Annotated in this window: 17 protein-coding genes and 1 pseudogene; 7 read left to right on the top strand and 11 right to left on the bottom strand. The window is 72.2% G+C overall.

Annotation, left to right across the window (positions count from 1 at the left end; translation table 11 throughout):
• The first annotated feature begins 4 nt into the window (after window positions 1-4).
• Window positions 5-334 (top strand): hypothetical protein, encoded by a 330-nt coding sequence (locus ACFVFQ_RS32900; RefSeq protein WP_383423139.1) that lies wholly within the window; start codon window positions 5-7, stop codon window positions 332-334.
• Here ACFVFQ_RS32900 and ACFVFQ_RS32895 read toward each other — a convergent pair.
• Both ACFVFQ_RS32895 and ACFVFQ_RS32890 read right to left on the bottom strand, forming a co-directional pair.
• Complete coding sequence (locus ACFVFQ_RS32895) at window positions 304-999, bottom strand: response regulator transcription factor (RefSeq protein ID WP_383423137.1); 696 nt, start codon at window positions 997-999, stop codon at window positions 304-306. The genes ACFVFQ_RS32900 and ACFVFQ_RS32895 overlap by 31 nt on opposite strands.
• 183 nt (window positions 1,000-1,182) lie before the next feature.
• Window positions 1,183-2,985: an ABC-F family ATP-binding cassette domain-containing protein gene (locus ACFVFQ_RS32890; RefSeq protein ID WP_383423135.1), complete on the bottom strand. Its 1,803-nt coding sequence runs from the start codon at window positions 2,983-2,985 to the stop codon at window positions 1,183-1,185.
• Between the two features lie 183 nt (window positions 2,986-3,168).
• On the opposite strand from ACFVFQ_RS32890, the gene ACFVFQ_RS32885 reads away from it, so the two are divergent.
• Window positions 3,169-3,741, top strand: coding sequence for a Uma2 family endonuclease (locus ACFVFQ_RS32885; protein WP_383423133.1), 573 nt, complete (start codon window positions 3,169-3,171; stop codon window positions 3,739-3,741).
• On the opposite strand, the gene ACFVFQ_RS32880 is transcribed toward ACFVFQ_RS32885, so the two are convergent.
• A complete protein-coding gene (locus ACFVFQ_RS32880; protein ID WP_383423131.1) occupies window positions 3,738-3,923 on the bottom strand; it encodes a DUF397 domain-containing protein in 186 nt (61 codons plus the stop codon). The genes ACFVFQ_RS32885 and ACFVFQ_RS32880 overlap by 4 nt on opposite strands.
• Window positions 3,916-4,775 (bottom strand): annotated as a pseudogene (locus ACFVFQ_RS32875) (helix-turn-helix domain-containing protein). Before ACFVFQ_RS32875 ends, ACFVFQ_RS32880 begins: the two are co-directional and overlap by 8 nt.
• A 403-nt stretch (window positions 4,776-5,178) precedes the next feature.
• Here ACFVFQ_RS32875 and ACFVFQ_RS32870 point away from each other — a divergent pair.
• Complete coding sequence (locus tag ACFVFQ_RS32870) at window positions 5,179-6,060, top strand: helix-turn-helix domain-containing protein (protein ID WP_383423129.1); 882 nt, start codon at window positions 5,179-5,181, stop codon at window positions 6,058-6,060.
• On the opposite strand, the gene ACFVFQ_RS32865 is transcribed toward ACFVFQ_RS32870, so the two are convergent.
• The 7 genes from ACFVFQ_RS32865 to rsmI all read right to left on the bottom strand — a co-directional run bounded on the left by ACFVFQ_RS32865 (window position 6,038) and on the right by rsmI (window position 13,186).
• Entirely contained in the window at window positions 6,038-7,426 is a 1,389-nt protein-coding gene (locus ACFVFQ_RS32865; protein WP_383423127.1) for a hypothetical protein, read from the bottom strand. The two genes, ACFVFQ_RS32870 and ACFVFQ_RS32865, sit on opposite strands and share 23 nt — an antisense overlap.
• Window positions 7,427-7,556: 130 nt before the next feature.
• A complete protein-coding gene (locus ACFVFQ_RS32860) occupies window positions 7,557-8,486 on the bottom strand; it encodes a 4-(cytidine 5'-diphospho)-2-C-methyl-D-erythritol kinase (protein WP_383423125.1) in 930 nt (309 codons plus the stop codon).
• On the bottom strand, window positions 8,483-9,382 hold the full coding sequence (gene rsmA / locus ACFVFQ_RS32855) for a 16S rRNA (adenine(1518)-N(6)/adenine(1519)-N(6))-dimethyltransferase RsmA (RefSeq protein ID WP_383423123.1): 900 nt from the start codon (window positions 9,380-9,382) through the stop codon (window positions 8,483-8,485). The genes ACFVFQ_RS32860 and rsmA overlap by 4 nt, the downstream gene beginning before the upstream one ends.
• Complete coding sequence (locus ACFVFQ_RS32850) at window positions 9,379-10,587, bottom strand: ubiquitin-like domain-containing protein (RefSeq protein ID WP_383423189.1); 1,209 nt, start codon at window positions 10,585-10,587, stop codon at window positions 9,379-9,381. Before ACFVFQ_RS32850 ends, rsmA begins: the two co-directional genes overlap by 4 nt.
• Window positions 10,588-10,649: 62 nt before the next feature.
• Window positions 10,650-11,525: a TatD family hydrolase gene (locus ACFVFQ_RS32845; RefSeq protein WP_383423121.1), complete on the bottom strand. Its 876-nt coding sequence runs from the start codon at window positions 11,523-11,525 to the stop codon at window positions 10,650-10,652.
• A 33-nt stretch (window positions 11,526-11,558) separates the two neighbouring features.
• Window positions 11,559-12,035, bottom strand: coding sequence for a hypothetical protein (locus ACFVFQ_RS32840; RefSeq protein WP_383423119.1), 477 nt, complete (start codon window positions 12,033-12,035; stop codon window positions 11,559-11,561).
• A 242-nt stretch (window positions 12,036-12,277) separates the two neighbouring features.
• A complete protein-coding gene (gene rsmI / locus ACFVFQ_RS32835; RefSeq protein ID WP_383423117.1) occupies window positions 12,278-13,186 on the bottom strand; it encodes a 16S rRNA (cytidine(1402)-2'-O)-methyltransferase in 909 nt (302 codons plus the stop codon).
• A 103-nt stretch (window positions 13,187-13,289) separates the two neighbouring features.
• Between rsmI and ACFVFQ_RS32830 the strand changes: the two genes are divergently transcribed.
• The 4 genes from ACFVFQ_RS32830 (at window position 13,290) to ACFVFQ_RS32815 (ending at window position 18,299) form a co-directional block, all read left to right on the top strand.
• Window positions 13,290-15,029: a dolichyl-phosphate-mannose--protein mannosyltransferase gene (locus tag ACFVFQ_RS32830; RefSeq protein WP_383423115.1), complete on the top strand. Its 1,740-nt coding sequence runs from the start codon at window positions 13,290-13,292 to the stop codon at window positions 15,027-15,029.
• 166 nt (window positions 15,030-15,195) lie between these two features.
• Complete coding sequence (locus ACFVFQ_RS32825) at window positions 15,196-16,848, top strand: penicillin-binding transpeptidase domain-containing protein (protein WP_383423113.1); 1,653 nt, start codon at window positions 15,196-15,198, stop codon at window positions 16,846-16,848.
• Window positions 16,849-16,932: 84 nt separating this feature from the next.
• Window positions 16,933-17,454 (top strand): YbaK/EbsC family protein, encoded by a 522-nt coding sequence (locus ACFVFQ_RS32820; protein WP_383423111.1) that lies wholly within the window; start codon window positions 16,933-16,935, stop codon window positions 17,452-17,454.
• Window positions 17,451-18,299: an EamA family transporter gene (locus ACFVFQ_RS32815; protein ID WP_383423109.1), complete on the top strand. Its 849-nt coding sequence runs from the start codon at window positions 17,451-17,453 to the stop codon at window positions 18,297-18,299. The genes ACFVFQ_RS32820 and ACFVFQ_RS32815 overlap by 4 nt, the downstream gene beginning before the upstream one ends.
• The last annotated feature ends 105 nt before the right edge of the window (window positions 18,300-18,404 follow it).

The raw sequence follows: 18,404 nt of genomic DNA, 5'->3' as shown, positions 1-18,404 counted from the left end.
CACCATGTCTGAACTACAGCACGAAGTGAGCGAGTTGGAGCGCAGGTCGGCCACCGCCGCCCGGCTCTTCGACGTCCGGCGCATCATCGGCGGCCTGTTCGTCGTCTACGGCGTGCTGGTCACCGTCGCCGGGCTCACCGCCTCCGACGCGGACCTGAAGAAGGCCCAGGGCATCAACGTCAACCTCTGGACGGGCCTGGGCATGTTCGTGCTCGGGGCGGCCTTCCTGGTCTGGCTGCGGCTGCGGCCCCTCGCCCCGCCGGCCGCGATGGACGACGCGACCCCACAGGACCCGAGGGACGGTCAGGAGGCCGGGCGCGGCGCGGGCGGCTGAGCCCGCTGGACCCGCTCCAGCAGCCCGGTGCGGGCGGCCAGCGCGGCCGCCTCCAACCGGGAGCCGACCTCCAACTTCATCAACACCCGCTGCACATGGGTGCGGGCGGTGCTCGGCGCGATGTCCATGCCCGCCGCGATCACCCGGGTGTCCTCGCCCTCGGCGACCCGGATCAGCACCTCGACCTCGCGCGGGGTCAGCAGCGACAGCAGCCGCGCCCCCTCGTCGTCCGGCTGCGCGGCGGGGTGCAGCAGCTCCTCGAACGCCTGCTGGAGCAGTTGCGGGGCGACCGCCGCCTCGCCCGCCCGGGCCTTGATCATGGCCCGTTCGACGCCCTCGATGCGCTCGTCGTTGCGGACGTAGCCGGAGGCGCCGGCGGCGAAGGCGGCGGCGATCCCGCGCGGGCTGGGCACCGGCCCGAGCACCACCACCGCGACCTGCGGCCGCTCCTTCTTGATCCGGACGACCGGCTCGAACGCGCCCGGCTCGGCGGGCCCGGCGGTGCCCAGCAGACAGACCTCCGGCGCCCGGCTCACCACCAGCTCCGCGGCCCCGGCGCTGGGCGCGGCGGCCGCCAGGACGCGGTGCCCGCGCAGCTTCAGGGCCGAGGCGAGCGCCTCGGCGAGCAGGCGGTGATCGTCGACCACCATGAGCCGCACGCCCATCGAACCAGCCCCCTCCACGTCGCTGCCCGGCTGTGTGTTCCCGGGAAGCTACACGCTCGGCTGCCGATCCGCTCCCCCTAGGCTGGAGAACACCACCGGAACGCGGGAATCCACGCCATTTGGGGCCGATTGCCGCCCCCGCGCACGAGCCGCGCGCGGGGCGGCGAGGGCGCACGACCAGCCCTACGCGTCCTCCGCCAGCTCCAGCCAGCGCAGCTCCAACTCCTCGCGCTGCGCGCCCAGTTTACGCAGTTCGGCATCCATCCCGGCGATCTTCTCGAAGTCGGTGGCGTGCTCGGCCATCTGCGCGTGCAGCGCCGCCTCCTTCTCCCCGATCTTGTCCAGTTGTCGCTCGATCCGCTGGAGCTCCTTCTGCGCCGCGCGATTGACCGCGGCCGGCTTCTTCGGCGCCGCGGCGGCCGGCTGCGCGGGCGCCGGCGTCGCCGCCTCGATCACCTTCTGACGGCGCTCCAGGTACTCGTCCAGGCCGCGCGGCAGCATCCGCAGCGCCGCGTCGCCCAGCAGCGCGAAGACCCGGTCCGTGGTCCGCTCCACGAAGTACCGGTCGTGGCTGATGACGATCATCGACCCCGGCCACCCGTCGAGCAGATCCTCCAGCTGCGTCAACGTCTCAATATCGAGATCGTTCGTCGGCTCATCGAGGAACAGCACGTTCGGCTCGTCCATCAACAGCCGCAGGATCTGCAACCGCCGCCGCTCACCGCCGGAGAGGTCCCCCACCGGCGTCCACTGCTTCTCCTTGGTGAACCCGAACTTCTCGCACAGCTGACCCGCCGTCATCTCCCGGCCCTTGCCGAGGTCCACCCGGTCCCGGACCTGCTGGACGGCCTCCAGCACCCGCAGCGCCGGATTGAGCTCGGCGACCTCCTGCGAGAGGTAGGCCAGCTTCACGGTCTTGCCGACCACGACCTTGCCGGCCGCCGGCTGCTGCTCGCCCCCGCTACGGGCGGCCGCCTCCAACGTCCGCAGCAGCGAGGTCTTCCCCGCGCCGTTGACGCCCACCAGACCGATCCGGTCCCCCGGCCCCAACTGCCACGTCAGATGCTTCAGCAACACCTTCGGCCCGGCCTGAACGGTGACGTTCTCCAACTCGAAGACCGTCTTGCCCAGCCGCGTGGTGGCGAACTTCATCAGCTCACTGCTGTCCCGCGGCGGCGGCACATCCGCGATCAGTTCGTTGGCCGCCTCGATCCGGAACCGCGGCTTGCTGGTCCGCGCCGGCGCACCGCGCCGCAACCAGGCCAGTTCCTTCCGCATCAGGTTCTGCCGCTTGGCCTCCTCGGAGGCGGCGATCCGCTCCCGCTCCGCCCGGGCGAAGACGTAGTCGCTGTACCCGCCCTCGTACTCGTGGACGGTGCCGCGCTGCACGTCCCACATCCGGGTCGCCACCTGGTCCAGGAACCACCGGTCGTGGGTGACGACCACCAGCGCGGACCGCCGGCCGGCCAGATGCCGCGCCAGCCACGAAATGCCCTCCACATCAAGGTGGTTGGTCGGCTCGTCCAGCACGATCAGGTCCTGCTCGGCGATCAGCAGCTTGGCCAGCGCGATCCGCCGCCGCTCGCCACCGGACAGCGGCCCGATGACGGTGTCCAGGCCGTCGGTGAAGCCGGGGAGATGCAGATCCCCGAACAGCCCGGTCAGCACGTCCCGGATCTTGGCGTTGCCGGCCCACTCGTGATCGGCGAGGTCCCCGATCACCTCGTGCCGGATGGTCGCGGCCGGGTCCAGCGAATCGTGCTGGGTCAGCACGCCCAGCCGAAGATCCCCGGCATGCGTGACCCGCCCGACATCGGCGTCCTCCAACTTGGCGAGGATCCGGATCAGCGTCGTCTTGCCGTCGCCGTTACGACCCACGACGCCGATCCGGTCCCCCTCGTTGACGCCGAGGGAGACGCCGTCGAGCAGCGCACGCGTCCCGTACACCTTGTCGACGGCTTCCAGATTGACGAGGTTGGCGGCCATCTCACTCCTGGTCTGTGCGTCCCCCTGACGGGGCTCGGTCGGGCTCCAAGGGTAGTCGGCGCGGGAGGGGTGCCCTGGGGGCAGGAGGAGGCGGGCGCGAGGGCACCTTGTCCGTCACCCCTTGTGATGACGCGACCCCGATACGGCCGCTCCCGTGAGCCGACAGGCCGAAGAATCCCGCCCATGGAACGACACTGGCCGAGGCCCCCGGTGGGTGGGTACACGGTGGACGACCTGTTCACGCTGCCGCACCTCCCGCCGCACACGGAAATGATCGACGGAAGCCTGGTCTTCGCGGCCCCGCAGAACCTCTTCCACTCCTGCACGGTCAGCCTCCTGGAGCATGGCCTGCGTGCGAGCCGCCCCGCCGAGGCCAAGGTCGTCCGCGACATGACCGTCATCCTCGACAGGCACAACGGCCCCGAGCCCGACATCTCCGTCGTGCGCGCCGAAGCCGACACCGGCCTGGACCAGGACCACTTCACGGCAGCCGACGTCCTGCTCGCCGTCGAGGTCGTCTCACCGGACTCCGAAGCCCGCGACCGCAACTTGAAGCCGGGCAGGTACGCCGCGGCCGGCATCCCCCACTTCTGGCTGGTCGAGATGGCGGGCTCGGACGACCACCCGGTCGTCCAGGTCCACGAGCTCGGCCAAGCCACCGGCACATACGCGCTGACCGGCATCTACCACGACCGCGTCAAGCTCACCGTGCCCTACCCCATCGACATCGACCTGACCGTCATCGACGAGCTCTAGGCGTCGCCCTTGAGGGCCGACACGAACGACGACCACCCGGCAGCGGAGAAGACCAGCGCGGGCCCCTGCGAATCCTTGCTGTCCCGGACGGGGACGATGCCGGGGAGGTTGTCGGCCACCTCGACGCACTCGCCACCAGAGCCGTTGCTGTAGCTGCTCTTACGCCACGTAGCGTTACTCAAGTCGCTTGCCGTGCTTGCCATTTCGGAAGACCCCTGCCGCTGTCTCGATCTCGGACAGAGACGCCGCGGGCGACAGTGCGGCGGCCCTGAGCAGATCGTACGACTCGCGGTACTGCTTCACGAGCGGCGGATAGTCGATGAGTTGGCCGCTGTGCAAGCCCTCGGTGTAAGCGACCGGAGGCGCGTCTGAGAACGTCATGATCCTGGTCATGCCCATCATGAACGGATGGAGGCCGTCGACTTCCGGAACGATCTGCACAATCGAGTGCGTGTCCCTGACCACCTTTGCGATGTGCTCCAGCAGTTCCGCCATCTGTTCGCCCGGAGTGCCTGACAGCGGATCACTGACTCGTTGAGGATCGCCCAGAATTTCGGGGGCCTCTCCGCCTCGAAGATCGCCGCTCGGGTCATCCGGGCCGTCACCTTCCCCTCGACCTCTGCGTCCGCCTCCCGAGGATGCGCTGCTCGTACGACCGCCCGCGTGTACGCGGGTGTCTGGAGCAGGCCAGGAACGAGCATCGGCGCCCAGTCATCGATCGCCTCCGCCCGTTGCTCCATCTCCAACACGTCCGCGAAGTACTCCGCGTGACCCGCCCGCCGGGCCTTCGCCACCGCCTCGCAGCGGCGCTCGAAGAATCCGTTGGTGTCGAGCCTCTTGTCGATGTGGATGGCCAGGTCCATCGGCATGCCGCACTCGCCGCGCTCGATGCGGCTGATCAACGGGATGCCGCGGAAGCTACCCTCCGCCAACTGCTCCAACGTCAGCCCGGCCTGCTCACGTAGATAGCGCAACTCGGCGCCGTAGAAGCACGGGACACTGGCCGAAGGATCGGTGTCTTTGCGAGGGGACATAACTCACCACCGCTGCTTGCTGGTTGCCTGGTACAACGCGATTCCCCGGCACGCTACGCGCGGGCGGGGCCGCCGCGTGGGCGATTCTTCGCAATGCGCACATGTGGGTGGCTCGCTCGGGTGCCACCGGGTCGTGCGTTCCCGCGACCCGGTGGGCCACGTCGCGGCCCGGCGCGACGTAAAGACTCAAAGACCGGGGAAAGCACCTCCCCCAACCCCTCCGACCTCCCCACCGCTCCCGCCACCCACACGGGTGACTTGAGCCAACTCGGCTGGATTTCAGGAGGGTTGAGCGGCATATGCTCGCCGCGACAAGTGCACCACCGCACACATACTTCGGCCCCCGGCCGGGACGGCCATCCCGAACGAGGGCCTAACCAACAAGGAAGACACAACCTTCCCGATGGCTCTCAAGAACCCTAGCGCGCCCGCCCGTCCCATGTCCCGCGTTCCCGCACCAACTCCCTCGTCCGGTGTCATTCACGTCAACTCCCGTCACACCAGCCACTTCACGGTGGTCGGGAACCACCTCGCCCAGCACCGTGGGCTGTCGCTCGTCGCGATCGGGCTCGCCCTGCACATCCAGTCACTGCCCGCCGGGGCACGCATCGGCATCAAGTGCCTGACCGCCCGCTTCCCCGAGAGCGAGGCGCGGATCGCCTCCGCGCTGCGGGAGTTGGAGACGGCCGGGTACCTGAAGCGCACGCGGGAGCGGCTGCCGAGCGGGCAGGTGGTGACGCGCACGGTCTCGTACAACCAGCCGGGGGCGGGTCCCTGTCCCACGGCCCGTCCCGCCCAACGGGCTCCGAGGCCGGAACGGGAACACGAGGCGAAGCCGACGTCGAAACCCAAACCAGCACCGAAACCGGCACGTACGCCGCTTCCCGCACCGCGTCGCCCCAGCCCGGACGGGGCGCGCCTGGCCCACCGCATCCTCACGGAGCTGCGGCGCGACGATCCGCGCCTGCTGCTCTCCGAGGCGGACGTGGCGCGCCTCACCCCCGCCGTGGCCACCTGGCTCGAACGGGAGGCGCCACCCGACGCCGTACGCCGCACCCTCGCGGCCGATCTACCGTCCGACCTCCGAAGTCCAGCGGCCCTCCTCGCCCACCGCCTCACGGCCTTACTTCCCCCACCCCTCCCGGCCGCGCCCCCGACGCCCGCACGCCCCGCCCCCCTCCAGACCTGCGACGGCTGCGAACGCGCCTTCCGCTCACCGCAGCCGGGACTGTGCGGCGACTGCCGCTCCGACGCCGGAGCCGTCAGTCGACGTATTCCACCCTGATCGGGGCGCTGTTGTTGGACGGGTCCGGGTCCGCATGCACCGGGTCGGGTTGCACGGAGATCGTGCCCCGCGCGCCCTCGACCCGCTTGTCGATGCGGAAGCGCAGCGTCGGTTGGGTGGTTCGGGGGCTGGGGCAGAGCACCTTCCGGTTCTTCCTGTCGAGGTAGGAGCAGTAGAGGTCTTCGCTCACGTCGCCCTCGCGGCTCCCCGCCACGCTGATGCCCTCCGGCAGGGTCAGCACCGTGTCGCCCTCGTAGTAGCCGTCCACATCCATCAGGTCGAGCGAGGTCTCCTTGCCGACCTTGCCCCTGAGGGTGAAGCCGTTGACCTGGGCGTCGTCGGTCCGGGTGGTGCGGAAGATGGTGCCGCTGACGGCCTGGTCGGCGCTGTATCCGGTGAACTCGGCGCCGTCGACGGGGCGGAGGGCGAGCGGCGCGGCGGTTCCCCGCGGGGCCGAGGCGGGCAGCAGTGCGGAGGCCGGGGTGTCCTGAGCCCGGTACACGGCGTAGGTGAAGTGTCCCTGGCGCCCGGTGTCGGCGATCGCCGCGGTGATCGGCTCGGCGGTCTCGTAGGCCGCCCCCGCCCGCAGCGGGCCGGGGAACGTGCACACCGCCCTGGTCGGCGCCTCGGCCTTGTCGTAGCGGCAGTTGCGGTACCGCTCGCGCAGCGTCGCCTGCCCGTTCACCCGCACCACGACGTTGAGGTCATCGTCGACGTCGAGTTGCCCCTGGTTGCCGAAGGCCGGCCGCAGCTCCAGCGCGGAGCCGGGCTGCACACCGGTCCGCTCCGTTTCCGTGGGCGCGGTCAAGCGCGGTGCGCCGTGGACCAGTTGTGTGGTGTGGTGGATGGTGGGGGCGTTGGCGCTGGACACGGTGATCTTCACGGGCTCGGCCTGGCCCTTCACCGCGCTCGCCCGCGACGTCATCTGGAACAGCAGCAGGTTCGCGGAGTCACCCGTTCCGATGTTCTTCGGGGTGCAGGTGACGAGGTGACCGGAGGCTTTGCATCCGTTCTCCGCGCTCATGGTGTGGTACGTCGCCGTCTTCACGGCCGACAGGTCGACGGTCACCTTGATGTTCCGGGCGCTCAGCGGGCTCGTGCCCGGGGAGAGCCGGGTCGCCGCCAGATCGACATAGAACAGCTCGTTCTGGGGGCCGAGTTCGGTGCGGTCCGCTTCGGAGTACCACCGGAGGTACTGCGTGTGCGGGGTGTCCTTGAACGTCAGCTTCGCCCGCCCGGGCCGCTCCTCCCCCTGGGCCCCCTCCGGACCGCAGGAGGCCACCGCCCCGCCGAGCACGACCGCCAGGGCGGCCGCCCCCACCGTGGTCGCGCGTCGCCGTCCGATGCCCGCTCGTGAATCCGTCATGCACGATCAGACTCGAACGGCGTGTCGAACGGTTGCCGGGCGGCGGACACGGTACGGACACGGATCGGCCACCGAAAAGCCACCGAAGAGCCGCAAGCCACCGAAGAGCCACCGAACGGCCGTGGTGGGTCTAGCCGTTGGTGAGGACCGTCGCGCCGGGGGCGGGGCCGGACGTGGCGCGGGCCGTGCGGCAGGTGCCCGAGGCGCGCAGGGCGGCGGCGATCCGCTCGGCGGCCTCGGCGTCGGGCGCCAGGAAGGCCGTGGTCGGGCCGGAGCCGGAGACCAGGGCCGCCAGCGCGCCGGCGTGGGTGCCGGCGGCGAGGGTGGCCGCCAGCGCCGGGCGGAGCGAAAGGGCCGCCGCCTGAAGGTCGTTGGCGAGCGCCCCGGCCAGCGCGGTGGCGTCGCCGGCGCGCAGGGCGTCCAGGAGTGCCGGGGACGGCTCCGGGTCGGGGACGTCGGCGGTGGTCGCGCCGAGGCCCGCGGTGTCCCGCAGGCGGTCGCACTCCTTGTAGACGGCGGGGGTGGACAGGCCGCCGTCGGCGACCGCGAAGACCCAGTGGAAGGTGCCGCCGACGGGGAGGGGCTCCAACAGCTCGCCACGGCCCCGGCCCAGCGCCGCGCCGCCGACCAGGCTGAACGGCACGTCGCTGCCCAACTCGGCGCAGAGGGAGAGGAGTTCGGAGTGCGGGGTGGCCGTTCCCCAGAGGGCGTCGCAGGCCAGCAGGGCGCCGGCGGCGTCCGCGCTGCCGCCGGCCATGCCGCCGGCGACCGGGATGTCCTTGGCGATGTGGAGGTGGACGTGCGGGTCGAGACCGTGGCGGGCGGCCAGCGCGCGGGCGGCGCGGGCGGCGAGGTTGGAGTCGTCGAGCGGGACCTGGTCGGCGTCGGGGCCGGTGCAGGTGAGGGTGAGGGCGTCGGCGGGGGTGGCCGTGACCTCGTCGTAGAGGCCGACGGCGAGGAAGACGTTGGCCAGGTCGTGGAAGCCGTCGGGGCGGCGGCCGCCGACCGCGAGCTGGACGTTGACCTTGGCGGGGACGCGGACGGTGACGCTGCGGGTCATCGGGGGGCCTCCTGGTCCGCGGCCGGGACCTTGTGCTCGGCGATGGCGATGAAGGACTCGATGGTCAGGGACTCGCCGCGGGCCTGTGGGGAGACGCCGGCGGCGACCAGCGCGGCCTCGGCGGCCTGCGCCGAGCCCGCCCAGCCGGCGAGGGCGGCCCGCAGCGTCTTGCGGCGCTGGGCGAACGCGGCGTCGACGACGGCGAAGACCTCCTGGCGGGAGACGCGGGAGGGCAGCGGCTCGGCCCGGCGGACGAGCGAGACCAGGCCGGACTCGACGTTGGGGGCGGGCCAGAAGACGTTGCGGCCGATGGCGCCGGCCCGCTTGACCTCGGCGTACCAGTTGGCCTTGACCGAGGGGACGCCGTAGACCTTGTTGCCGGGGCCGGCGGCGAGCCGGTCGGCGACCTCGGCCTGGACCATGACCAGGGTGCGTTCGATGGTCGGGAACCGCTCCAGCATGTGCAGCAGGACGGGGACCGCGACGTTGTAGGGGAGGTTGGCGACCAGCGCGGTGGGCGCCGGGCCGGGCAACTCGGTGACGTGCAGGGCGTCCTGGTGGACCAGCGCGAAGCGGTCGGCGCGCTCGGGCAGCCGGGCCTCGACGGTGGCGGGCAGGGCCGCGGCGAGCACGTCGTCGATCTCGACGGCGGTGACCCGGTCGGCGACCTCCAGCAGGGCCAGGGTCAGCGACCCGAGGCCCGGACCGACCTCGACGACCACGTCGTCGGGGCGGACGTCGGCGGTCTTCACGATCCGGCGGACGGTGTTGGCGTCGATGACGAAGTTCTGGCCGCGCTGCTTGGTCGGGCGTACGCCCAGCGCTGCGGCCAGTTCCCGGACATCGGCGGGGCCCAGCAGGGGGCCGGATTCGTCGGTGGTCTTGCGCTCGCTCACCCGTGCAGCTTACGGCCGCAGACCGGCCAGGGGCTCGCGCCCCTGGTGACGTAGAGCTTCTTGGCCCGGTAGGTCTGCTCCTGGGCGGGGGCGTCCTGGGGGCGGCCGGTGCCGCCGAGCCGGTGCCAGGTGGCGACGTCGAACTGGTAGAGGCCGCCGTAGGTGCCGGTGGCGTCGACCGCGTCCGGCCGGCCGCCGGCCTCGCACCGGGCGAGCGCGCCCCAGGCGAGGCCGTCGGCGCCGCGCACCGAGGTGGGCAGGGCGGCGGTGCCGACCCGGATGATCCGCGGGCGGGGCGCGGTGACCGTCTCGACCGCCATCTTCCGGGGCTTGCGGCGGACCCCGTTGACGGTCTCCAGCCGGTAGGTGACCCGCCGCAGCCCGGGCGCGCCGGGGCGGACGACCTCCTCGGTGCCGCGGGTCAGGTGCGGGTCGGGCCGCTTGACGGTGCGGAACGGGACGGGCTCCTCGCGGACCTCGGTGGTGCCGGTGATCCGCAGCACGGAGACGGTCTGGCCCTCGCGCGGGAAGCTGTCCGGCGGCACCGAGGTGGTGTCCTGGTCGCGCAGTGCCAGGCCGGCCTCGGCGAGGGCCTCGCGGACGGTGGCGGCGGTGGTACGGACCCGGTGCTCGCGGCCGTCGGCGCGGAAGACCACGGTGCGTTCGGTGCGGACCGCCAGCTCCAGGCCGTGCCGGCCGATGGGTTGGGAGCGGGAGGCGGAGAGGTAGGCGCCCTCGGCGCGGACGCCGAGTTGGTGCAGCGCCTCTTCGACGGTGGCGGCGGTGGTCCACACCCGGCGTTGGTGCCCGTCGAGGGTGAGGTGGACGGGCCGGCCGTGCCGGAGGACGACCTCCTCGCCGCTGGCGAGGTCGGTGTCGGTGGTGGGGGCGACGATGTCGTGCGGGCCGACGGCCAGGTCCTGGTCGGCGAGGAGCCCGTCGACGTCGTCGGCGAAGGTGTGCAGGGTGCGGGGGTGGCCGTCGACGCTGAGCTTGACGGCCTTGTCGTGGGCGACGAACGCGGTGGTGCCGCCGGCGAGGAAGGCGACGACCAGGGCGCGGGGCACCAGCCGGCGGAGGTGTTCGGGCGCGTCGACGGCGGGGCGTCGGCGGTGGCCGCCGCGTCTGGTGCGGTGTCCGCTCTGCGAAGGACTCAACGCTCCACCTGCCACGGGTGTCGTCCGGTAACCGGTCAAGCGCGGAATGTAGCGGAGCGCGGGCGACGGGCCCAACTCGCGCGGGGGTGGCGCGAGTCGGGCCGCGGGGGTCAGTAGTCGAACGCGCGGGCGGTGTTCTCGGCGATTGCCAAGGCCAGCGCGTCCTCGGTCATGCCCTTGACCTCGGCCATGGCGCGCAGGGTGTGCGGGATGAGGTAGGGCGCGTTGGCCCGTCCGCGGTACGGCGCGGGCGTGAGGAAGGGCGCGTCGGTCTCGACGAGGACGAGCTCGGGCGGGGCCACGGCGAGGGCGCCGCGCAGCGGCCCCGCGTTCTTGAAGGTGACGTTGCCGGCGAAGGACATGAAGTAGCCGGCCTCGGCGCAGGTCTTGGCCATCGCGGCGTCGCCGGAGTAGCAGTGGAAGACGACCCGGTCGGGCGCGCCCTCCTCGCGCAGGATGCGCAGCACGTCGTCGTGGGCCTCGCGGTCGTGGATGACCAGGGCCTTGCCGTGCCGCTTGGCGATCTCGATGTGGGCGCGGAACGAACGCTGTTGGGCCGCGGCGCCCTCGGGGCCGGTGCGGAAGTAGTCCAGGCCGGTCTCGCCGACGCCGCGGACCTCGGGGCGGGCGGCGAGCGCGTCGATCTCGCCGAGCGCGTCGTCGAGGGCGGCATCGCCCCCGGCGTCCCGCGCCCCCTGCCGGGACCAGCCGTCGGGGTCGCCGAGCACGATGCGCGGGGCCTCGTTGGGGTGTAGGGCGACGGCGGCGTGCACCCGCTCGTGGGCGGCGGCGGTGTCCGCGGCCCAGCGGGAGCCGTGCACGTCGCAGCCGACCTGGACGAGGGTGGTGACGCCGACGGACGCCGCCTTGGCGAGGGCCTCCTCGACCGTCGTCTCCTGCATGTCCAGGTGGGTGTGCGAGTCCGCGACCGGCACCCGGAGCGGTTCCGGCAGCGGCGGCGGGGTGTCTTTGTCCTGCGGGGCCATGGCCGCGATCCTACGAGGACCGCGGCCGGCGCCTCACTTGTGGTGGTGCTGGAAGGGGTGCAGCAGGTCGGAGAGGTGCCAGCGGTGCCGCTCGGGGTCGGCGGTGCTGCCGGTGCGGCCGTCGTCCGAGCGGGGACCGGCCTCCTCCTCGTGGTGGGTGGTCTTCCGGTGATGCGGACGCTCGTGCAGGTGCGCGATCGCGTCGGACACCATCGAGACCTGCCCGGAGCGCATGATGCGGACGACGTGGCCGCCGCAGTTGAGGCAGGTGGGATGGGTCAGGGGGGACGGGACGCGCTCGCCGTCCGCGTAGTAGACGGCGTGCGTGACGCCCTTGGGGTCCACCTGGTGCTCGATCTCGTACGCCTGCTCCCAGCCGTGGCCGCAGCTCATGCAGCAGAAGGCGTACGCCTCGTGGGCGGCGGGCTCGGGCCGTCGGGGTTGGGGCGGGAGGGGACTTGCGGATGCCGCGCCGGAAGCGCTGCCGGTGGTCTTGGTGATGTCGCTCATGTGCGCTCCTCTTGTCCGCTGGACAAGCTCTCCGGGGACCGAACGTCCCGGTTCCCAGAAAACGCCTTTCGCGACGGGAGCGCAGCCGACCTGGCACCTATTGGCCCAGATTTGGCAGCTCGTAGGACAAACGCACCAGATCCGGGATGATCGCTTTACCTTCGATGCCGACCATTTACCTTCCCGGCGGTCGCATTAGGCCCGTGAGCTGGGCTTTTATGCTCTCCCGAGCGTGCGCACGCTCAGGAGGGCAGCCCGGACCCGGAATTCTTTGCCGCGTCCTTGGTCGCGCCCTTGGTGGTGCCCTTCGCGGCGTTCTTGGCCGCCACCACGGCGTCGAAGACCTCCCGCTTGGGCAGCCCGGCGTCCGCCGCCACCGCCGCGATCGCCTCCTTGCGGCGCTCCCCGGCCTCCTCCCGGATCCGCACCCGGCGCACCAGCTCCTCGGCGTCCAGCTCCCCCGGCCCGCTCTCGGGCGCGCCCTCGACGACGACGGTGATCTCCCCGCGGACGCCCTCGGCGGCCCAGGTCGCCAGCTCGCCCAACCCGCCGCGCTTGACCTCCTCGTAGGTCTTGGTCAGCTCGCGGCAGACCGCGGCGCGGCGGTCGGCGCCGAAGACCTCGGTCATCGCGGCGAGGGTGTCGTCCAGGCGGTGCGGGGCCTCGAAGTAGACCAGGGTGCGGCGCTCGCCCTCGACCTCGCGGAGCCGGGAGAGTCGCTCCCCCGCCTTGCGCGGCAGGAAGCCCTCGAAGCAGAACCGGTCCACCGGCAGCCCGGACACCGCGAGCGCGGTGAGCACCGCGCTCGGGCCGGGCACCGCGGTGACCTTCACGCCCCGCTCGACGGCGGCGGCGACCAGCCGGTAGCCGGGGTCGGAGACCGACGGCATGCCGGCGTCGGTGACCAACAACACCCGCGCCCCGCCGGCCAGCGCGTCGGCCAACTCCGGCGTGCGGGCCGCCTCGTTGCCCTCGAAGTACGACACGATCCGGCCGGCCGGGACCACGTCCAGGGCCTGGGTGAGCCGGCGCAGCCGACGGGTGTCCTCGGCGGCGATCACGTCGGCGGCGGCCAGTTCGGCGGCGAGCCGCGGCGGGGCGTCCGCGACGTCGCCGATGGGCGTCCCTGCGAGTACGAGCGTTCCAGTCACCTCCCCATCCTCCCAGCCCGGCGCCGGTGCCCGGGCCCGTGCCGGTGACGCGCGGCACCGGCCCGCGGCGCGGGCCACCCGCCTCCGGTACCGCTTCCCTACGATGGGCCGGGTGACGAGTGACACCACCGCGACGCACGCGGCCGCCCCGCACGCCTCGGAGCCGACCGACCGGCCCCCGGTGTGGCAGCGGCGCCTGCGCCGGTTCGGATACGCCGGCCGCCCGTCGGCCGATATCCGGACGCGGCTGGTGGCGCCGTTCCCCGAGCCGGACGGGCGGGTGTGGGCGCTGCTCGGCGCCGGCCCCCACCTCACGTCCCGGCTGGCCCGCTGGTCGGGCTGGATCGGGCCGCTGCTGGTGACCGCGTTCGCGGGCGTGCTGAGGTTCTGGAACCTCGGCAGCCCGCGGAAGGTGATATTCGACGAGACGTACTACCCCAAGGACGCCTGGTCGCTGCTGCAGTACGGCTACGAGGGCACCTGGGCGAAGAACGCCAACGACGCCCTGCTGGCCCACCCCCCGCAGATCCTGCTCTCGCCGGAGCACTCGTACGTCGTCCACCCCCCGATGGGCAAGTGGCTGATCGCGCTGGGCGAGTGGGCGTTCGGGATGAACCCCTTCGGCTGGCGGTTCATGACCGCGCTGCTCGGCACGCTGTCGGTACTGCTGGTCTGCCGGATCGGGCGGCGGCTGCTGCGCTCGACGGCGCTGGGGTGCCTGGCCGGCGCCCTGCTGGCGGTGGACGGGCTGCACTTCGTGATGAGCCGCACCGCGCTGCTCGACCTGCTCGTGATGTTCTGGGTGCTGGCCGGTTTCGGCTGCCTGCTGGTGGACCGGGACCGCACCCGGGCCAGGCTGGCGGCGGCGCTGCCCGACGGGCCCGAGGGGCTGGCCCGTCCGGACGGCGAGGTCGGCGGCCGGCTGCGGCTGGGCTGGCGGCCCTGGCGGATCGCGGCCGGGCTGTGCCTGGGCCTGTCCGCGGCGACGAAGTGGAACGGCCTGTACTTCCTGGCCGCGTTCGCGCTGATGTCGGTGCTGTGGGACATGGGGGCGCGGCGCACGGCCGGCGCACGGCACCCGTTTAGGGCGGTGCTGCGGTGCGACGCGCTGCCCGCGTTCGTCTCCACCGTCGTCGTCGCCCTCGCCACCTACCTCGCGTCCTGGACCGGCTGGATCGTCACCAAGGGCGGCTACTACCGGGACTGGGCCACCTCCCCCGAGGGCCAGCACGGCTCCTTCACCTGGCTCCCGGACTGGCTGCGCGGCCTGTGGCACTACCAGACCGAGGTCTACGCCTTCCACACCGGACTGACCACGCCGCACACCTACCAGTCCAACCCGTGGAGCTGGCTGGTCCTGGGCCGCCCGGTCTCGTACTTCTACGAGGACCCCAAGGCCGGACAGGACGGCTGCACCGCCGCCGAGGGCTGCGCCCGCGAGGTGCTGGCGCTGGGCACCCCGCTGCTGTGGTGGGCGGCCTGCTTCGCGCTGCTGTACGTGCTGTGGCGGTGGCTGTTTAAGCGGGACTGGCGGGCCGGGGCGATCGGCTGCGGCGTCGCGGCCGGCTATCTGCCGTGGTTCCTCTACCAGGAACGGACCATCTTCCTCTTCTACGCCGTGGTCTTCGTGCCGTTCCTGTGCCTGGCGCTGGCGATGATGATCGGCGCGCTCATCGGGCCGCCGCGCGCCGACGAGCGGCGCCGCACCCTCGGCGCGGTCGGCGCCGGCGTCCTGGTGCTGCTGATCGTCTGGAACTTCATCTACTTCTATCCGCTCTATACGGGCCTGCCGATCCCTAAGAGCGCCTGGCACGACCGGATGTGGTTCGACAGCTGGGTCTGAGCGGGCGCGGCCGCCGGTTGTGACGAAACCGTCACGACGGTTCGACGGTGCGTCACCGGACCGTGCCCTGATCGAGACTCACCGCTTGCCCGTGTCCCTTAGAGTGCGAGGGGCGTTCTTGGGTGCGTACCTAAGGACCTCAAGCTCCTGGGAGGGGATCGTTGGCATGCGCCGCGAGGTGAAGTACGGGCTGATCGGCGGGTCGGTGGCCCTGGTGGTGGGAGTGGTCGGCGGCTTCACGCTGTTCGGCGGCTCGGACGGGTCGTCGCCGCAGGCCGTTCGGTCCGCCGATGCCAAATCGGGCGACGGCGCCTCGGTGCCGACCGGCCCGCTGACCGCCAAGGAAGTCAACACCACGGCGCAGGCGTTCCTGACGGCCTGGCAGTCCGGCGACGCCGCGAAGGCCGCCGCACTGACCGACGCCCCGGACGCCGCCCGCACCGCGCTCGCCTCCTTCGCCCAGCAGGCGAAGTTCACCAAGGTGACGCTGAAGCCGGGCACCCCGACCGGCGACAAGGTGCCGTACACGGTCGGCGCGCAGATCTCCTACAAGTCCGTGCAGACCCCCTTCTCGTACGGCAGCGCGGTGACCCTCAAGCGCGACAAGGCCACCGGTAAGCCGCAGGTCGCCTGGCAGCCGTCCGCGCTCTACCCGGGCCTGGCCAAGGGCGACGAGCTGCGCACCGGCGAGGCCGAGGCGCCGCCGATCAAGGCGGTGGACCGCAACGGCACCGAGCTGACCGCCAAGGACCACCCGACGCTGACCGCGGCGCTGGACAGCCTGCGCACCAAGTACGGCACGAAGACCAACGGCAAGCCCGGCGTGGAGCTCTACATCCACCGCGCCAAGGCCGCCGACAGCAACCAGCAGCAGCCCGACAAGACCCTCAAGGTGCTCTCCCAGGGCACCCCGGGCACGCTGAAGACCACGCTGGACGCCAAGCTCCAGGCCGCCGCCGAGAACGCCGTCAAGGGCAAGAAGTCGGCGTCCGTCGCGGCGGTGAAGCCCAGCACCGGCGAGATCCTGGCGTTCGCCAACTCCCCCGCGAACGGCTTCAACGTCGCCGCCCAGGGGTCGTTGGCGCCCGGCTCGACGATGAAGATCGTCACCGCGGCGATGCTGATGGACAAGGGGCTGACGGCGCCGGACAAGAAGGACCCCTGCCCGAAGTTCGTCACGGTCGGCGGCTGGAAGTTCCAGAACCTCAACAAGTCCGAGATCCCGGACGGCACCTTCGCGCAGAGCTTCGCCGCCTCCTGCAACAACGCCTTCATCGGCCACGCCAAGGACCTCAGCGACGACGACCTGACCAAGGAGGCCCGGGACGTCTTCGGCATCGGGCTGAACTGGGCCACCGGCATCCCGACCTTCGACGGCACCGTCCCGGTGCAGCACGACGCGCAGATGGCCGCCTCGCTGATCGGCCAGGGCGGCGTCCGGATGAACCCGCTGAACATGGCCTCGGTCGCCGCCACCGCCCAGTCCGGCACCTTCCGCCAGCCGTTCGTCGTCGCCCAGTCGCTGGACAACCGGACGTTCGCCAAGGCGGCGCGCACCATGAAGCCGGACACCGCCACCAACCTCAAGTCGCTGATGAAGCTGACCGCGACGTCCGGGACGGGCGCCGAGGCGATGCAGGGTCTCAGCGGTGACATCGGCGCCAAGACCGGTTCCGCCGAGGTCGACAACCAGGACAAGCCCAACGCCTGGTTCGCCGCCTACCGCAACGACGTGGCGGCCGCCGCGGTCGTCCCGGCCAGCGGCCACGGCGGCACCAACGCGGGCCCGCTGGTCCGCGCCCTGCTCGCCGCCAACTGACGCCCGTGGGCGCCCCGTTGCCGGGGCGCCCAGCTGCCGGAATGCGGTCGCATGGCCCGTACACCCTTCGTTACCGTGCGGGCCATGAGCGATTCCGCAACCGGTACCGAGACCACCGAGACCGCCACCGTCAGCGACGCCCACCCGCGCTTCGCCGAGGCGCTGGCCGCCCTCGGCCTGACCGTCGAGGTCCGCGCGTTCCCCGAGGCCACCCGGACCGCCGCCGAAGCCGCCGCGGCCATCGGCTGCGACCTCGCCCAGATCGTCAAGTCCCTGGTCTTCGCGGCCGACGGCGAGCCCGTGCTGGTCCTGATGGACGGCGCCTCCCGGGTGGACGTGGAGCGCGTACGGGCCGAACTGGGCGCCACGAAGGTCAAGCGGGCCGACGCCGCCCTCGTCCGGGAGACCACCGGCTACGCCATCGGCGGCGTCCCGCCGTTCGGCCACCGCACCCGTACGCCGGTCCTCGCCGACCGCGGCCTGCTCGCCCACGACACCGTCTGGGCCGCCGCCGGCACCCCGCACACCGTCTTCCCGCTCGACCCGAAGACGCTGATCGCCCACGCCGGCGGCAAGGTCGTCGACGTCCGCGAGCAGACCGCGTGACGCCGCTCGTCGTCGCGGCCGTCCTGCTGGCCGCCCTCACCCACGCCAGCTGGAACGCCCTGGCCCACGGCATACGCGACCAACTCCTGGCCTTCACCCTCGTCGGCGGCGGGGGCACGCTCTGCGGCGCGCTGCTGGCCTGCTTCACCCCGCTCCCGGCGGCCGGCGCCTGGCCCTACCTGCTCGCCTCCTCGGTGCTGCACGTCGTCTACCAAGCGCTGCTGATGCAGTCGTTCCGGATGGGCGACTTCGGCCAGATGTATCCGATCGCCCGGGGCACCGCGCCGCTCGTCGTCACCGTCCTCGCCGCGGTCTTCGTCCACGAGATACCCGGCGGCTGGGCCCTGGCCGGCGTCGCGCTGACCTCAACGGGCCTGGTGGGACTGGCCGTTTGGGGCATCCGCGGCGCCGGCTCCCGCCCCCACTGGCCGGCGATCACCGCCGCGCTGGCCACCGGCCTGTCCATCGCCTCCTACACCACCGTCGACGGCCTGGGCGTCCGCGCCTCCGGCAGCCCGCTCGGCTACATCGCCTGGCTGATGATCCTCGAAGGACTGGCCATCCCCGCCTACGCACTGGCCACCCGACGCGGCCGACTCGGCGCCGAACTACGGCCGTTCGCCCTGCGCGGCCTGCTCGGCGGCCTGCTGTCGGTCTTCGCCTACGGACTCGTGCTGTGGGCCCAGACCCGCGCGCCGCTGGCGCCCATCGCGGCACTGCGCGAGTCGTCGATCATCGTCGGCGCCGTGATCGGAACGCTCTTCTTCAAGGAGCGGTTCGGCCTGCCGAGGGTTGCGGCGGCGGGGGTGATGGTGGTGGGGATCGGCCTGATGCTGGCCGGCTGACGCCGGTTTTTTCCCACGTTGTTGGCTCTCCCGCCGTGGGGGTTCTCTTCCCCGCCTTCGGCGGGGAGTTGGGGTTTTGGGGCGGGGCCCCTGGGTTCGTTGTGG

Source organism: Streptomyces sp. NPDC057743 (genome assembly GCF_042798755.1).
In the GTDB taxonomy this organism is placed as follows: domain Bacteria; phylum Actinomycetota; class Actinomycetes; order Streptomycetales; family Streptomycetaceae; genus Streptomyces.
This window is presented reverse-complemented; position numbering and strand designations above follow the sequence as displayed.

Bases quoted from the DNA above. Each gene is read 5' to 3' on its own strand.
- ACFVFQ_RS32820 (WP_383423111.1), top strand. From the start codon at position 16,933: ATGAGCGATTCCGCAACCGGTACCGAGACCACCGAGACCGCCACCGTC.
- ACFVFQ_RS32830 (WP_383423115.1), top strand. From the start codon at position 13,290: ATGGGCCGGGTGACGAGTGACACCACCGCGACGCACGCGGCCGCCCCG.
- ACFVFQ_RS32900 (WP_383423139.1), top strand. From the start codon at position 5: ATGTCTGAACTACAGCACGAAGTGAGCGAGTTGGAGCGCAGGTCGGCC.
- ACFVFQ_RS32890 (WP_383423135.1), bottom strand. From the start codon at position 2,985: ATGGCCGCCAACCTCGTCAATCTGGAAGCCGTCGACAAGGTGTACGGG.
- ACFVFQ_RS32840 (WP_383423119.1), bottom strand. From the start codon at position 12,035: ATGAGCGACATCACCAAGACCACCGGCAGCGCTTCCGGCGCGGCATCC.
- ACFVFQ_RS32885 (WP_383423133.1), top strand. From the start codon at position 3,169: ATGGAACGACACTGGCCGAGGCCCCCGGTGGGTGGGTACACGGTGGAC.
- ACFVFQ_RS32860 (WP_383423125.1), bottom strand. From the start codon at position 8,486: ATGACCCGCAGCGTCACCGTCCGCGTCCCCGCCAAGGTCAACGTCCAG.
- ACFVFQ_RS32865 (WP_383423127.1), bottom strand. From the start codon at position 7,426: ATGACGGATTCACGAGCGGGCATCGGACGGCGACGCGCGACCACGGTG.
- ACFVFQ_RS32825 (WP_383423113.1), top strand. From the start codon at position 15,196: ATGCGCCGCGAGGTGAAGTACGGGCTGATCGGCGGGTCGGTGGCCCTG.
- ACFVFQ_RS32870 (WP_383423129.1), top strand. From the start codon at position 5,179: ATGGCTCTCAAGAACCCTAGCGCGCCCGCCCGTCCCATGTCCCGCGTT.
- ACFVFQ_RS32845 (WP_383423121.1), bottom strand. From the start codon at position 11,525: ATGGCCCCGCAGGACAAAGACACCCCGCCGCCGCTGCCGGAACCGCTC.
- ACFVFQ_RS32895 (WP_383423137.1), bottom strand. From the start codon at position 999: ATGGGCGTGCGGCTCATGGTGGTCGACGATCACCGCCTGCTCGCCGAG.